This is a genomic window from Nocardia sp. NPDC055050 (genome assembly GCF_053608345.1).
Genome location: NZ_JBSGVG010000049.1, coordinates 1 through 15,195 on the forward strand (window position 1 = coordinate 1; position 15,195 = coordinate 15,195).

The 15,195-nt window shown below is 67.3% G+C and carries 8 protein-coding genes; all 8 read left to right on the top strand.

Features of this window, described 5'->3' with window-relative positions:
• Positions 1–289 precede the first annotated feature (289 nt).
• The gene (locus ACWGCN_RS31920) at positions 290–1,294 is read left to right on the top strand and encodes an alpha/beta hydrolase (protein ID WP_378989495.1); all 1,005 of its coding nucleotides are present in this window, start codon (positions 290–292) and stop codon (positions 1,292–1,294) included.
• 203 nt (positions 1,295–1,497) lie between these two features.
• Complete coding sequence (locus ACWGCN_RS31925) at positions 1,498–3,291, top strand: alpha/beta hydrolase-fold protein (RefSeq protein ID WP_387445966.1); 1,794 nt, start codon at positions 1,498–1,500, stop codon at positions 3,289–3,291.
• Between the two features lie 113 nt (positions 3,292–3,404).
• The gene (locus ACWGCN_RS31930) at positions 3,405–3,908 is read left to right on the top strand and encodes a DUF732 domain-containing protein (RefSeq protein ID WP_378989498.1); all 504 of its coding nucleotides are present in this window, start codon (positions 3,405–3,407) and stop codon (positions 3,906–3,908) included.
• A complete protein-coding gene (locus tag ACWGCN_RS31935) occupies positions 3,902–4,894 on the top strand; it encodes a cutinase family protein (RefSeq protein WP_378989553.1) in 993 nt (330 codons plus the stop codon). The genes ACWGCN_RS31930 and ACWGCN_RS31935 overlap by 7 nt, the downstream gene beginning before the upstream one ends.
• Before the next feature lie 140 nt (positions 4,895–5,034).
• The gene (locus ACWGCN_RS31940) at positions 5,035–6,054 is read left to right on the top strand and encodes an LLM class F420-dependent oxidoreductase (RefSeq protein WP_378638012.1); all 1,020 of its coding nucleotides are present in this window, start codon (positions 5,035–5,037) and stop codon (positions 6,052–6,054) included.
• A 181-nt stretch (positions 6,055–6,235) separates the two neighbouring features.
• Positions 6,236–8,146 (top strand): long-chain-fatty-acid--AMP ligase FadD32, encoded by a 1,911-nt coding sequence (fadD32, locus tag ACWGCN_RS31945; RefSeq protein WP_378989499.1) that lies wholly within the window; start codon positions 6,236–6,238, stop codon positions 8,144–8,146.
• Between the two features lie 99 nt (positions 8,147–8,245).
• Positions 8,246–13,462 (top strand): polyketide synthase Pks13, encoded by a 5,217-nt coding sequence (pks13, locus tag ACWGCN_RS31950; RefSeq protein WP_452458994.1) that lies wholly within the window; start codon positions 8,246–8,248, stop codon positions 13,460–13,462.
• A 4-nt stretch (positions 13,463–13,466) separates the two neighbouring features.
• The gene (locus tag ACWGCN_RS31955) at positions 13,467–15,011 is read left to right on the top strand and encodes an acyl-CoA carboxylase subunit beta (protein ID WP_378638019.1); all 1,545 of its coding nucleotides are present in this window, start codon (positions 13,467–13,469) and stop codon (positions 15,009–15,011) included.
• The last annotated feature ends 184 nt before the right edge of the window (positions 15,012–15,195 follow it).

Consider the following 15,195-nt stretch of genomic DNA (forward strand, 5'->3'; position numbering starts at 1 on the left):
GGAAACGCCCGGCGCATAACTGCGCCGGGCGTTTCTTTTCTCCCGCTGACCCCTCGCCACGTCCGTCTACCAGGGTTGATCGGCCCAGCCCGACACGCCGCCCATACGGGCATTTCACAGCCGACTTCTGTTGGCCTTGCAGTTAATTCGTGCGTGGAATATCCTCCAGCGAGCGTAAGTGTGACCAGATCGTTGTTTCATCCGTCTGATCGACCGGGCTGTCGGGGCCGCGTCGAGGACGGCAGACGAGGCTGGCATGCCATAACAGCAGAAAGAGAGCGGAATTCACATGCGTTTCGGCAAGGCCGTCGCGCCGGCATCTCGTGGTTGGCGTAATCGAATTCTAGCTGTCGGCGCTGCAGCCCTTGTGCTGCCGATCGCCGCGGGAGCGGCCCCGACCGCGCTTGCCGCACCATCGGTGTCGGCACCCGTGTTGCGCGCACCGGCCGGTGGCTACGAAGAACTCATGGTGCCCTCGAAGATGGGCCCGGTGAAGGTCCAGGTGCAGTGGGCGCGCAACGGCGGCAACGCCGCGCTCTACCTGCTCGACGGCCTTCGCGCCCGTGACGACCGCAACGCCTGGTCGTTCGAGACCAACGCGATGCAGCAGTTCAGCAACGACAACGTCACCCTGGTGATGCCGGTCGGTGGCCAGTCCAGCTGGTACGCCGACTGGACCGCCGCCAGCAACACCAACGGCCAGAAGACCACCTACAAGTGGGAGACCTTCCTGACCGAAGAGCTCCCGGCCTTCCTCGAGGGCTACGGCGTGTCCCGCTCGAACAACGCGGTGCTCGGCCTGTCGATGTCGGGTCCGGCCGCGCTGCGCCTCGCCGCGCTGAACCGCGATCAGTTCAAGCACGCGTCCTCGCTCTCGGGCCCGCTGAACTGGGGTGCCCCCGGCATGCGTGAGGCCATCCGCGTGATGATGCTCGACGCGGGCCGTTTCAACGTCGACGCCATGGCCGCGCCGTGGAGCTCGGCGTGGCTGCGGATGGACCCGATGGTGTTCGCCCCCGAGCTGCGCGGCCTGCCGCTGTTCATCTCCTCGGCCAACGGCCTGCCCGCCCAGCACGACAAGCCGGCCGGTCTCGGCGGTGCCTACAACACCGCCAACGCGATGGGCATCGAGGCCATCTCGTTCGTGAGCACGCTCGCGTTCCAGCGTCGCCTCAACACCCTCGGCATCAACGCCGTCTACGACGTCGGTGCCGCCGGTACCCACTCGTGGAAGTACTGGGAAGACGAGCTGTGGAAGGCGCGTCCGCACATCCTGAATGCACTGGGCGCCTAGTAGTTTCCGCTCAGCAACAACTCGAAGACCGGCTCACCCCCAGGGTGGGCCGGTCTTTTTGCTGCGCACACGGCTCGCGTGTCCTCCCCAGTTATCGCTCATTATTGCGGTACAACCGACGGTGATGCTGTGTCCCAATTCCGGGATGAGGAGGGTCGCGTGTGATGAAACATCGTGTCTCGGTTCATAGTGTTTCAGCGCCGATGCGGCGGATCCTCGGCATCGCGGCCATGGCGGCGGCGCTGCTCGCGCCGACGATCACCGTTCCGGCGCAGGCGCAACCCGCGGTCTCGGCGGTGCAGCGGGTGGACTGGCTCTCGGATCGGCGGGTGGCGCTGTGGGTGTACTCGGCCGCCATGAAGACCCCGATCCAGGTGCAGATGCTGTTGGCGCGGGACTGGAATGTGCGCCCCGACGCGAAGTTCCCGATGATGCTCATGCTCGACGGTCTGCGCGCGCAGGACGACGAGAACGGCTGGACCAAAGACGCCGACGCCGAGGGTTTCTACGCCGACAAGAACGTCAATGTGGTGCTGCCGGTGGGTGGTCAGTCGAGCTGGTACTCCGACTGGCTCGCGCCCGACAACGGCTTCACCTACAAGTGGGAGACCTTCCTGACCAAGGAACTCCCGCCGATCCTGGAACGGGACTGGCGAACCACGGATGTGCGTGGCGTACAAGGACTTTCGATGGGCGGCACGGCGGCGATGAACCTCGCGGGCCGCAATCCGGGGCTGATGAAATACGTGGCCTCGTACTCGGGCCTGCTCACCACGACGACACTCGGCATGCCGCAGGCGATCACCTTCGCCAACAAGGACGCGGGCGGTTTCGACGCGGGCGCGATGTGGGGCCCGCCCGGCAGCCCCGAATGGGAGGCGCACGACCCGTACCTGCTGGCCGACAAGCTCAAAGGCGTGAGCATGTACGTCTCCAGCGGCAGCGGCCTGGCCGGCTCGCACGATCAGCTCGGCGAAGTGCCGTTGATGAGCGAGAACTGGGCGGGCACCGGCCTGGAGATCCTCTCGCGCCTGTCGACCCAGAATTTCGTCGCCAAGCTGGAGAAGCTGGCGATCCCGGTGCAGGCGAACTACCGGCCCGCGGGCACCCATACCTGGCCGTACTGGGATTTCGAGATGCGGCAGTCGTGGTCGCAGGCCGCCGCGGCGCTCGGGACCGATCCCGGCGGCGCCACCTGCACGCTGGGCGGGGCGATCGCCGGGGTCGCGCAGGCGGCGAACTGGCTGGGTAACTGCCTCACCGCCGAATACCCGGCGGGCACCGGAATGGTGCAGGACTTCCCGAACGGCCGGGTGTTCCATTCCGCGGCGGCGGGTACGCACGCGGTGGGCGGGCGCATCGGCGGCACCTACGCCGGTATCGGCGGACCGGCCTCGCCGCTCGGCATGCCCACCGGCGACGAGCACGGCCTGCCCGACGGGCGTGGTCGCATGCAGACCTTCGAAGGCGGCTCGATCTACTGGACCCCGCAGACCGGCGCGCAGGTGATGCGCGGCGCGTTCCTCGAGGAGTGGGGCAAGCAGGGTTTCGAGGGCGGTCCCGCCGGTTACCCGGTGGCCGCCGAGGCGCGCACACCCAGCCGTGACGGCTCGGTACAGGCCTTCGAACACGGTCCGATGTTCTACAGCCCGGCCACCGGCGCACACCGGGTGCAGGGCTTCGTCCTGGACAAGTACAGCCAGCTCGGCTTCGAGAACAGCCCGCTCGGTTTCCCGGTCGCCGAGGAGGCGCCGCTGAAGGATCTCGGCCGATTCAGCCGGTTCGAGGGCGGCAACATCTATTGGAGCCCGCTCTCGGGCGCCTGGTCGGTGCGCAACGGCGCGCTCGCCGACGCCTGGGGCGCGCAGGGGTTCGAGAACGGCAGGCTCGGGTATCCGGTGAGCGACGAGTTCACCGTTCCCGGCGGAATCCAGCAGAACTTTCAGACCGGGTTCATCGTGGTGCGAGACGGCAAATCCGAAGTCCACGGGGTGTGATCTCGGGCTGAGAACTCTCTGAGCTTCGCCGCGCAGTGCCCGGCAGCGCCGATCCTCCGGCTAGCCTGGTCTGCGACCGCTTCCCTGACGAACGATCGAGGAAAGACATCTTCATGCATCGGATCCCTGGCACGGTAGCCGGATCGGTCGCGGCCCTGGCTGCCGTCGCCCTGTTGTCCGCCTGCGGCGGCAACGACTCGACCGCGTCGCAGACGCCCACCCTGTCCACCAGCGCGGCCGCGAAGTCGACGACGACGCCGCCCGTGGTCATCGAGCCGCCGGCCGAGGCTCCGTCGAGCACCGCGCCGGAGACCAGTGCGCCCGCCGAGGAGCCGACGCCCCTCCCGCAGACCAGCGCCGCCGCACCCGCGACCGGCAAGGACAAGGCGTTCCTGGACGAGCTGGCCAAGAACGGGATCACCCCGGGCGACCAGACGACCGCGATCACCACGGCGACCTACATCTGCTCCACCAAGGGCACCGGTGCCAGTGACGCCGACGTGGCCACCTTCGTCGCGGCGATGGCGGGCACCGACCCGTCCTTCGACGCCTCGAAGATGGACGTCAACAAGGCAGCACAGATCTACATCGCTGCCGCGAACTCCACCTACTGCTAGTGACGCCCCGACCGACGCGACGCACCCGCAGGTTCTGGCCTGCGGGGTGCTTGACCGTGCTGGCGCTGCTCGTGCTGGCGATCATCGTCATCGTGCTGCTCTGGTACCTGCTTGCGGGCCGGTTGAAGGAGCCGGGGCCGACGCCGCCCGGCCCGCCGCCGCCGACGTCGCAGTCGGCCGATTGCCCCGATGTGATGCTGCTCTCGATCCCGGGCACCTGGGAGTCGTCGAGCGCCGACGATCCGTACAACCCGCAGGCGAATCCGATCTCGTTGATGCTCAGCGTGTCCGGGCCACTGCGCGCGCAGTTCCCGGACAACCGGCTCGAGGTGTACACGGTTCCGTACGTGGCGCAGTTCTCGAACCCCATCGCGTTCCCGCCCGACGGTCAGGCTTCCTACAACAACAGCCGCACCGAAGGCACCGCGCGCGCTACCGACGTGCTGGCTCAGCGCCACAAGGAATGCCCGTTGACGAACTTCGTCATCGCGGGCTTCTCCCAGGGCGCGGTGATCGCCGGTGACGTGGCCGCCCAGATCGGCGCGGGCAACGGCCCGATCCCGGAGGCCAACGTGCTCGGCGTGACAGTGATCGCCGACGGCCGCCGCACCGCGACCGGCCCGGGGCAGCCCACCGAGATCGGTGATCCGCCGCCCGCCGGCGAGGGCGCCGAGGTGGCGCTCAAGGGCGTCAACGTGCCAGGCATCAGCATGACCGGGCCGCGGCCCGGCGGTTTCGGCACGCTGGCACCGAAGGTGAACTCCCTCTGCGCGCCCGGCGACATGATCTGCGACGCGCCGCGCCAGGCGCTCAATCCGGCCAACGCGCTGGGCAGTCTCGCGGCGCTGATCCGCTCGGCGGGTAACCCGGTGCACGCGCTGTACGCCTCGAACACGGTGGACGGCAACGGCACAACGGCCACTCAATGGACGGTGAATTGGGCCGCGGGGCTCATCGAGAACGCGCCACATCCGCCCCATTCCTGACGGAGTTGTCACAGTCACAGTGGGGGCGTGATTGCCATGGATCATGCCTCGCTGTGACATCCGCACGCCGGATCGCTCACACGCTGTAAAGTGCGCTGGGAATTGCGCCCGAGTACACACCAGCCAGGAGCGAAGAGTTCATGACCGAAGCTGCCGCACCCGTCGGTGAGTTGACCGCGCTGGGTACGCCGCTGCGTCCGTTCCGCTTCGGAGCGGCCGGAGAGGGCAACAAGCAGGAAGGTGGCGCGCGCAAGTTCGTTCAGACGGCGCAGGAAGCCGAAGAGATGGGTTACGACACCTTCTTCGTTCCTGATCACCTGGGCGATCAGATCGGCCCGATCGCCGCGCTGGGCGCACTCACGCAGGCCACCTCCAAGATCCGCCTCGGCACCTCGGTGCTGGCCAATGGTTTACGTCATCCGGTCGTGGTCGCCAAGGAGCTGGCCACCCTCGACGTCCTGTCCAAGGGGCGCCTCGAGGTCGGCGTCGGCGCGGGCTGGATCAAGGAAGAGTTCGACAACGCGGGCATCGCGTTCGAGCGTCCCGGCATCCGGCTGGAGAAGCTCGACGAGTCGCTGACCATCCTGGACACGCTGCTGCGCGGCCAGGAGTGCAATTTCGAGGGCAAGCACTACCAGGTGCGCGGCATCAAGGGCACGCCGCGCCCTCGGCAGGGCCCGCGCCCGCCGCTGTGTACCGGTGGCGGCGGTCCGAAGATGCTGGCGCTGGCGGCCAAGCACGCCGATATCGTCTCGGTCGTCCCGCAGACCACCAAGAACGGCAAGGGCCTGCTCTCGGGCATTACCCTCGAGAAGACGATCGAGAAGGTCAACATCGTCAAGGCCGCTGCCGGTGACCGGTTCGCCGATATCGAACTGAACTGGGCCATCACCGCCATCGTCATCACCGACGACCGGGAGAAGACCGCCGAGATGGCGCTGCGCGCGATCGAACGCGGCCTGCATCCCGACCTCGAAGTCGACGTCGAACTGACCGTCGAGGAAATCCTGAGCTCGCCCTACATCGCGATCGGCACGTTCGAGGAAATCGCCGAACAGGTCAAGCGTGTGCGCCAACTCACTTCGATGTCGTATGTGGGCATCTTCCCCACCCAGATGGACGCATTCGCGCCTGTCATTCCGCTGCTGCGGGAGGACTGAGCGGGGGCTCTCTGTAACATGACTCTGGTTTGAGAACATCTAGCCGATAGCGGTCACCGCGCAGACCGCTCGAAAATCCGCAGGTTGTCGACGCACGTTCGTGTGAGTTCGACGGCCGGTGGCGATATAGCGAGTCGAGGCCGCAGAGCTTGTCATCGCGTCCTCGCAAGGAGAAGAAGGAATGGAAGAGACTTTCGACGACTACCTGGACGCAACCGGGAATATCAACATTCCCGAGGGTCGGACCCTGGTCGATCACGTCGAGAAGCACACCCGTAACGATGCGAATACGCTCGCGTACCGCTACATCGACTATTCGCGGGAACGCGACGGCGAGGTGCACGAGCTGACCTGGCAGGAGTTCGGAGTACGGCTGCGCGCGGTGGCCGCTCGCCTGCAACAGGTGACCAACCCGGGCGACCGGGTCGCGATCCTCGCGCCGCAAGGCCTGGATTACGTGATCTCCTTCTTCGCGGCGATCTACGCCGGCACCATCTCGGTGCCGCTGTTCGATCCCGACGAGCCGGGTCACACCGACCGCCTGCACGCCGTCCTCGGTGACTGTGAGCCCTCGGCGATCCTCACCGCGACCTCCTCGGCCGCCGGTGTGCGCCAGTTCTTCCGCTCGCTGCCCGCCGCGCAGCGCCCGCGCATCATCGCCGTCGACGCGATCCCGGACACCCTCGGTGACTCCTGGGTGCGCCCCGACACCGCGATCGACGACATCGCCTACCTGCAGTACACCTCGGGTTCCACCCGGGTGCCCGCCGGTGTGGAGATCACCCACCGCGCGGTCGGCACCAACCTGCTGCAGATGATCAACTCGCTGAACATGAACGAGAACTCGCGCGGCGTCACCTGGCTCCCGCTGTTCCACGACATGGGCCTGCTCACGGTGATCCTGCCCGCGGTCGGCGGCAAGTTCATCACCATCATGTCGCCGAGTGCGTTCGTGCGTCGTCCCTCGCGCTGGATCAACGAGCTGGCCGCCGTCTCCGACGGTGCGGGCACGTTCGCGGCCGCGCCGAACTTCGCGTTCGAGCACGCCGCCGCGCGTGGTGTGCCCAAGGCGGGCGAGTCGCTGGACCTGTCGAACGTGATCGGCCTGATCAACGGGTCCGAGCCGGTGACGGTCTCCTCGATGAAGAAGTTCAACGAGGCGTTCGCGCCGTACGGTCTGCCCAAGACCGCGATCAAGCCCTGCTACGGCATGGCCGAGGCCACGCTGTTCGTCTCGGCCACCCGCGCCGAGGACGAGGCCAAGTACGTCTACGTCGACCGCAACGAGCTCAACGCGGGCCGCATGGTGCGCGTCGACCAGTCCGACGAGACCGCCATCGCGCAGGTGTCGTGTGGTTACGTCGGGCTGTCGCAGTGGGCCGCGATCATCGATCCCGAATCGGCGGACACCGCGCAGGGTCGCGAGCTGCCCGACGGTCAGGTCGGCGAGATCTGGCTGCACGGCAACAACATGGGCATCGGTTACTGGGGTCGCCCCGCCGAGTCCACCAAGGCGTTCCGCAACAAGGTCACCGAGCCCATCGAAGGTGGGCACACCGACGGCACCGATCCCGATGCCGACTGGATGCGCACCGGCGACTTCGGTGTGTACTTCGAGGGCGAGCTCTACATCACCGGTCGCGTGAAGGACCTGGTGATCGTCGACGGTCGCAACCACTACCCGCAGGACCTGGAGTACTCCGCACAGGAGGCCTCCAAGGCGCTGCGTCCCGGTTTCGTCGCGGCCTTCGCGGTGCCTGCCAACCAGCTGCCCGCCGAGGTCTTCGCCGCCGACAGCCATTCCGGCCTGAAGTTCGACGTCGACGACGCGTCCGAGCAGCTGGTGGTCGTGGCCGAACGTGGCCCCGGCGCCGGTAAGGCCGATCCCGGCCCGATCGCCGACGCGGTGCGTGCCGCGGTCTCGATGCGTCATGGTGTGACCGCTCGTGACATCCTGCTGGTCCCCGCGGGTTCCATCCCGCGGACCTCCAGCGGCAAGATCGCCCGGCGCGCCTGCAAGGCCGCCTACCTCGAGGGAACGCTGCGCGGTGGTTACACCCAGCAGGCTTTCCCCGATGCACCGGAAGAGTAATTCGGCACGTCCGAAAAGGAGGTGACGTCCGGTGTGCGATGCAGGCCGGGCGTCATTCCACGGCGCGCCCTGTACGCAGACAGGTAGCTTGAGGAATTGATGGCTAACAACGAGGGCACGCCCACCCCGAACCCTGACGTCCCTGCCGAGACGAACGATCTCTCGGTAGCCGAGCTGCGCGAATGGCTGCGCCGCTGGGTCGCCGACGCGACCGGGCAGTCTGTCGACGCGATCACCGTCGACCGGCCGATGGAGGAGTTCGGGCTCGCTTCGCGCGATGCTCTCGCCCTCGGTGGTGACATCGAGGACCACACCGGGGTCGCTCTCGCCCCGACGGTGATCTACCAGCATCCGACGATCGCGTCGCTGGCCGAGATCATCGTCAACGGTGAGCCGGAGCCTGAGCCCGAAGATTCCTCGGAGTACACGGCCGCGTTCGCGCCTTCCGAGGCGCACGACGTCGCGGTGGTCGGTCTGTCCACGCGTCTGCCGGGTGCGGGCACCACGCCCGAGTCGACCTGGGAGTTCATCATCGGTCGCGGTGACGCGATCCGTGAGCTGCCCGAGGGTCGCTGGTCGGAGTTCCTGACCGACCCGTCGGTGGCCAAGTCCATCGATCAGGCCAACACCCTCGGTGGCTACCTGGACCAGGACGTCATCAAGGGCTTCGACGCCGAGTTCTTCGCGATGTCGCCGATCGAGGTCGAGCAGGTCGACCCGCAGCAGCGGTTGATGATGGAGCTCACCTGGGAGGCGCTCGAGCACGCGCGCATCCCGGCCAGCGACCTCAAGGGCGGTCAGGTCGGCGTGTTCGTCGGCTCGTCCACCAACGATTTCCAGATGATCGCCTCGCTCGGTCTCGGCGACACCGATCCCGATGCGCCCGCCTCATCGCGCGGATACGCGTTGCTCGGCGGCTCGACCGGCATCATCGCCAACCGTGTCTCCTACTTCTACGACTTCCGTGGCCCTTCGGTCACCGTCGACACCGCCTGCTCGTCGACCATCGTGGCCGTGCACCAGGCCGTGCGCGCGTTGCGCAGCGGTGAGGCCGAGGTGGCGCTCGCCGGTGGCGTGAACATGATCCTGGCCCCGGTCATCACCCTCGGTTTCGACCAGAACGGCGCCGTCGCCAAGGACGGGCACATCAAGGCGTTCTCCTCCGACGCCGACGGCATGGTTCGCTCCGAGGGTGCGGGCATGGTCGTGCTCAAGCGCCTGGCCGACGCCGAGCGGGACGGCGACAACATCCTGGGCGTCATCAAGGGTTCCGCGGTGAATTCCGACGGCCGCTCCAACGGGCTGTTCGCGCCCAACCCCGACGCGCAGGCCGATGTTCTGCGCGCCGCCTACCGCGATGCGGGCATCGTCCCCAACACCGTCGACTACATCGAGGCGCACGGCACCGGCACGCCGATCGGCGACCCGATCGAAGCCGAGGCGCTGGCCCGGGTGATCGGTCGCGGCCGTGACGCGGACAAGCCCGCCCTGCTCGGTTCGGCCAAGACCAACTTCGGCCACCTCGAGTCGGGCGCGGGCGTGCCGGCTCTCGCGAAGGTGCTGATGTCGTTCCAGCACAACGTGATTCCGCCGAACATCAACTACGCGGGCCCGAGCCCCTACATCCCGTTCGAGCAGGCCAACCTCAAGGTCGTCGACGAGGCCACCGAGTACCCGCGCTACAGCGGCGTCGCGACCGTCGGCATCTCCGGCTTCGGTTTCGGTGGCACCAACGCGCACGTGGTGCTCCAGGAGTACGTGCCCACGGCCCCGGTCGTCGAGGACGTCACCTCTGAGCAGGTCGCCGCCGAGGAGATCGAGGGCGAGGAGACCACCGATGTGGTCGCCGAGGCCGTCGCGATCACCGAGGCCGCGGTCGAGCCGGTGCCGCCGTTCGTCGAGTGGGACGGCGAGCGCGACGAGCCGCTGCCCGTGGTCCTTGCCGTTTCCGCCTACCTGCCGTCGCGTCGTAAGCGTGCCGCCGCCGAGCTGGCCGACTGGCTGGAAGGCGCGGGCGCCGATGTCGCGTTGACCGATGTCGCCCGCTCGCTGGCCAAGCGCAGCCACCAGCGTTCGCGTGGCGTAGTGGTGGCCAAGACCCGCGAAGAGGCCGTCGCGGGCCTGCGCGCCATCGCCGAGGGCAAGCCGGGCGCCGGTGTGTTCACCGCCGATTCGCCCGCGTCCAACGGTCCGATCTGGGTGTTCTCCGGTTTCGGTTCCCAGCATCGCAAGATGGCCAAGCAGCTCTACGGCGAGAACGCGATCTTCCGCAAGACCGTCGACGAGGTCGACGAGCTCGTGCAGGACGAAGCGGGTTACTCGATCCGCGAGATGTTCCTCGACGACGAGCAGGACTACGACGTCGGCACCTGCCAGGTCGGCATCTTCACCATCCAGCTCGGCCTCGCCGCGTTGTTGCGCGCGCACGGCGCCGAACCGGCTGCGGTGGTCGGTCATTCGATGGGTGAGGTGGCCGGCTCCTACATCGCCGGTGGCCTGACGATCGAAGACGCGGTGCGCGTGATCTGCGCCCGCTCGCGCCTGATGGGCGAGGGCGAGCAGATGCTCACCGACGACGAAGTGCGCAATATGGCACTGGTCGAACTCAGCGCCCACGACGTGGCGCTGCTGCTGCCGAAGTACCCCGACGTGGAGTGCGCGGTGTACGCCGCGCCGACCAACACCGTCATCGGCGGTCCGCGTGAGCAGGTCGAGCAGATCGTCGCCGAGGTCGAGGCGATGGGCAAGTTCGCCCGCATCCTGCCGACCCGCGGCGCGGGCCACACCTCCCAGATGGACCCGCTGCTCGGCGAACTCGCCGCGGAACTGGCGGGCATCGAGCCGACCTCGCTGAAGACCGGTCTGTACTCCACCGTGCACGAGGGGCTGTACTTCAAGCCCGGTTCCGATCCGATCCACGACGAGCCCTACTGGGTGAAGAACCTGCGCCACAGCGTGTGGTTCACCAACGCGGTGAAGGCCGCCGTCGACTCCGGGCACACCACCTTTCTCGAACTGGCGCCCAATTCCGTTGCGCTGATGCAGGTTCTGGGCACCACGTTCGCGGCGGGCGTGCACGACGCGCAGCTCATTCCCACGCTCAAGCGCAAGGAAGACGAGTCCGCCGGTGTGATCGGCGCGCTCGCCCAGCTCTACGTGCACGGCCATGCCGTGAACCTGAGTTCGCTGCTGCCCGAAGGTGATTACGCCGATGTGCCGCGAACCGCGTTCGTGCGCAAGGAGTACTGGCCCAAGGTCTCGATGACCTCGGGCGGCGGGAACACTCGCGTGCCCGGCGCGCACGTGGCCATGCCGGACGGCCGTCACGCCTGGGAGGTTCAGGCCTCTTCGGTGAGCAACCTGGCCGCGCTGGTGAAAGCCGCTGCCGCCCAGGTTCTCTCCGATGTCGCGGTCTCGGTGTCCCATCCGCACGCTGCCCTGCCCACCGCGGGCACGCTCACCACCACGTTGACTCCGCACCTCGGTGGCGCGTCGGTCCAGGTGCACGCCAAGTCCGGCACCGGGTTCGTCCTGCTGTTCGACGCGGTCGTCACCTCCGGTGCGGCGCTGCCCGAACCGGTTGCCGCCGTAGCGATTCCGGCTGCCGCGCCAGAGCCCACCGCCGCCGAGATCGCCATCGCCACCGGCGACCGCTGGAGCGCCGACAGCGGCGAGACCATCGAGCAGCGGCTGTGCGTCATCGTCGCCGAATCCATGGGTTACGCCGTCGAGGACCTCCCGATGGAGATCCCGCTGATGGAGCTCGGCCTCGATTCGCTGATGGCCATGCGCATCAAGAACCGCGTCGAATACGAATTCGACATCCCGCAGCTGCAGATCTCCGCGGTGCGCGACGCCAGCCTCAACGAGGTGTCGAAGGTGCTGCGCTACGCGATCGAGCATCGCGACGAGGTCGCGGCGATGGCGGAGAAGCAGGCTGCCGCCAAGGCTGCCGGTGAGGATGTCGAGCTGGGTGTCGACGCCAACTTCGTCGAGGCGGCTCGGGCCGCGATCGCCGCGGGTGAGGATCCGCTGGCGGTGGCGAAGAAGGCCGAAGCCGAGCTGTCGTCGGAAGCTGCTGCTACCGAACCGGTTTCGGATGCTTCAGCCGAAGGACCGGCCTCGTCCGTCGCTGACAACAAGGGCTCGGCAACAGCTGATGCCGCCCCGAATGTCGTTGCGGCGCAGCCGATCGTTCCTGATGTCGACTACTCCGCCCCTGCGGGCGACGAGGACAACGTTCCCCCGCGTGACGCGGCCGAGCGTCTCGCCTACGCCACCTGGGCCGTCGTCACCGGCGCTTCGCCCGGCGGTGTCTTCAACACCCTGCCGATCCTCGAAGAGGAACTGGCCGAGAAGATGGCCGTCCGCCTCACTGAGCGGGTGGGCGCCGAGATCACCGTCGACGATGTGCTGGACTGCGAGACCATCGAGCAGCTCTCGGAGATCGTGCGCAACCTGCAGGACAGCGGCGCCGATGTGGACGGATTCATCCGCCCACTGCGTGCCCGCGTCGATGGTTCGGATGCCACCCCGGTGTTCGTGTTCCATCCCGCCGGTGGCAACACCCTGGTCTACGAGCCGCTGCTGAAGCGTCTGCCCGCCGACACCCCGATGTACGGCATCGAGCGGGTCGACGGTTCCATCGAGGAACGAGCTCGTCAGTACCTGCCGGAGCTGCGCAAGCTCCAGGGTGACGGCCCGTACGTGCTGTACGGCTGGTCGCTGGGCGCGGTGCTGGCGATGCAGGTGGGTCAGCTGCTGCGCGAAGAAGGCGCCGATGTGCGCTACGTCGGCCTGATCGACCTGGCGATGACAGTCGAGGACGAGGACAACAGCCCCGAGGAGCGCGTGCGTCGCCTCGAGCGCTATCAGGCCTTCGCCAAGAAGACCTACAACGTCCCCGCCGAGCTCGACCGTGACCAGATCGAGGAACTGGCAGCGGCTTCCGATGCCGAGCAGTTCTCGATGATCAGCGATCTGATCAAGCTCTCCGGTGCGAAGATCCCTGGCGGCGTGCTCGAACACCAGCGCACGTCCTGGATCGAGAACCGGGCGTTGCAGCAAGTGCAGCCGCGTAAGTACGAGGGCGATGTCGTCCTTTACCTTGCCGACCGCTACCACGACGGCGCGATCGAACTCGAGCCTCGATTCGCTGACCGCAAGCCCAACGGCGGTTGGGACGAGTACGTTCCGAACCTGGAGATCGTCCACATTCCGGGCGACCACCTGCAGATTGTCGACGAACCGCGGATCGGCCAGATCGGTGCCGACCTCGCCGCCAAACTGGCCGCGATTTCCGCTAAGGGAGAATAAGTAAGTGAGCACGACCGCCGAAAAGCTTGCCGATCTACACGAGCGGCTCGAGCTCGCCAAAGAGCCCGCTGGTGAGAAGGGCATCGCGAAGCGGGCGCACAAGGGCATTCCCAGTGCCCGCGACCGGATCAACCAGCTGCTCGATCCCGGCACCTTCGTCGAGATCGGTGCGCTGGTGCGCAAGCCCGGCGACCCGACCGCCCTCTACGGTGACGGCGTCGTCGTGGGCCACGGCAAGGTCGAGGGTCGCCCGGTGGCGGTGTTCTCCCATGATCAGACCGTGTACGGCGGTTCGGTCGGTGAGGCGTTCGGTCGCAAACTGTGCGGTCTGATGCAGTACGCGTCGAAGGTCGGCATCCCGCTGGTCGGCATCAACGATTCCGGTGGCGCGCGCGTGCAGGAAGCGATCAGCTCGCTGGCCTGGTACGCCTGGATGGCGACCAATCTCGAGCCGCTGTCCGGCATGGTTCCGCTGGTGTCGGTGATCCTCGGTAACTGCGCCGGTGGCGCGGTGTACGAGCCGATCTGCACCGATGTGGTGGTCGCGACCGAGTCGGCGCACATGTTCGTCACCGGCCCGAAGATCATCAAAGAGGTCACCGGCGAGGACGTGAGCCTCGAGGAGCTCGGCGGTGCGCGCACGCAGGCCCAGTACGGCAACATCCACCACGTCGCCAAGGACGAGGAAGCGGCTTTCACCTGGGTGCGCGAGTACCTGGGTTACATGCCGAGCAGCTGCCAGGAACTGCCGCCGGTGGTGAACCCCGGTCTGGAGCCGGAGATCACCGATTCCGACCGCGAGCTGAACACGTTCATGCCGGATTCCGACAATGCCGGCTACGACATGTACGACATCCTGCTGCGCATCTTCGACGACGGTGAGTTCAAGGAGATCAGCGCCGACACCGGCCAGAACATCATCACCGGTTACGCCCGTATCGACGGCCGCACCGTCGGTGTCGTCGCCAACCAGCCGATGGCCGCGGCAGGCGCCCTCGACGCCCGCGCCTCCGACAAGGCCTCGCACTTCGTCCGCCTGTGCGACGCCTTCGAGATCCCGCTGATCTTCGTCGTCGACACCCCTGGCTTCCTGCCCGGCGTCGAACAGGAGAAGGTCGGCGTCATCAAGCGCGGCGGCCGCTTCCTGTTCTCCTATGTCGAGGCCTCGGTCCCCAAGATCACCCTGGTGGTCCGCAAGTCCTACGGCGGCGGCTACGCGGTGATGGGCTCCAAGCAGCTCGGCGCCGACATCAACCTCGCCTGGCCCACCGCCCGCATCGCCGTGATGGGCGCCGAGGGCGCCGTCAGCCTCCTGGGCGCCGCCCAGATCGCCGCCGCCCCCGAAGACCAGCGCGCCGCCATCCGCCAGAACCTGATCAACTTCTACAACGAAAACGTAGCGACCCCCTGGGTAGCCGCCGAACGAGGCTTCATCGACGCCATCATCGAACCGGCCACCACCCGCCTCGAACTCCGCCGAGCCCTGAAGCTGCTCCAGGACAAGAAGATCCAGCGCAACCCGCGCAAGCACCACGTCCTGCCGCTGTAACCAGAACCTCGAACGGGCCGCCCCGGAAACCCTCCGAGGCGGCCCGTCCGCGCAGTCCGGATCACATTTTCCCGAGGTCGATATCCGCGGGAAAGGGAGCCGAGGCATCGACCGCTCCTGTGAACGTGTCGCCGGTCCGGTATGACCCGGTCGCCCGATCGAGAATGTAGCGGTCGGAGAACTC

What these genes read in the sequence shown, in the direction of transcription:
- pks13 (WP_452458994.1), top strand. Translation starts at nt 8,246, where the DNA reads ATGGCTAACAACGAGGGCACGCCCACCCCGAACCCTGACGTCCCTGCC.
- ACWGCN_RS31930 (WP_378989498.1), top strand. Translation starts at nt 3,405, where the DNA reads ATGCATCGGATCCCTGGCACGGTAGCCGGATCGGTCGCGGCCCTGGCT.
- fadD32 (WP_378989499.1), top strand. Translation starts at nt 6,236, where the DNA reads ATGGAAGAGACTTTCGACGACTACCTGGACGCAACCGGGAATATCAAC.
- ACWGCN_RS31925 (WP_387445966.1), top strand. Translation starts at nt 1,498, where the DNA reads ATGCGGCGGATCCTCGGCATCGCGGCCATGGCGGCGGCGCTGCTCGCG.
- ACWGCN_RS31940 (WP_378638012.1), top strand. Translation starts at nt 5,035, where the DNA reads ATGACCGAAGCTGCCGCACCCGTCGGTGAGTTGACCGCGCTGGGTACG.
- ACWGCN_RS31920 (WP_378989495.1), top strand. Translation starts at nt 290, where the DNA reads ATGCGTTTCGGCAAGGCCGTCGCGCCGGCATCTCGTGGTTGGCGTAAT.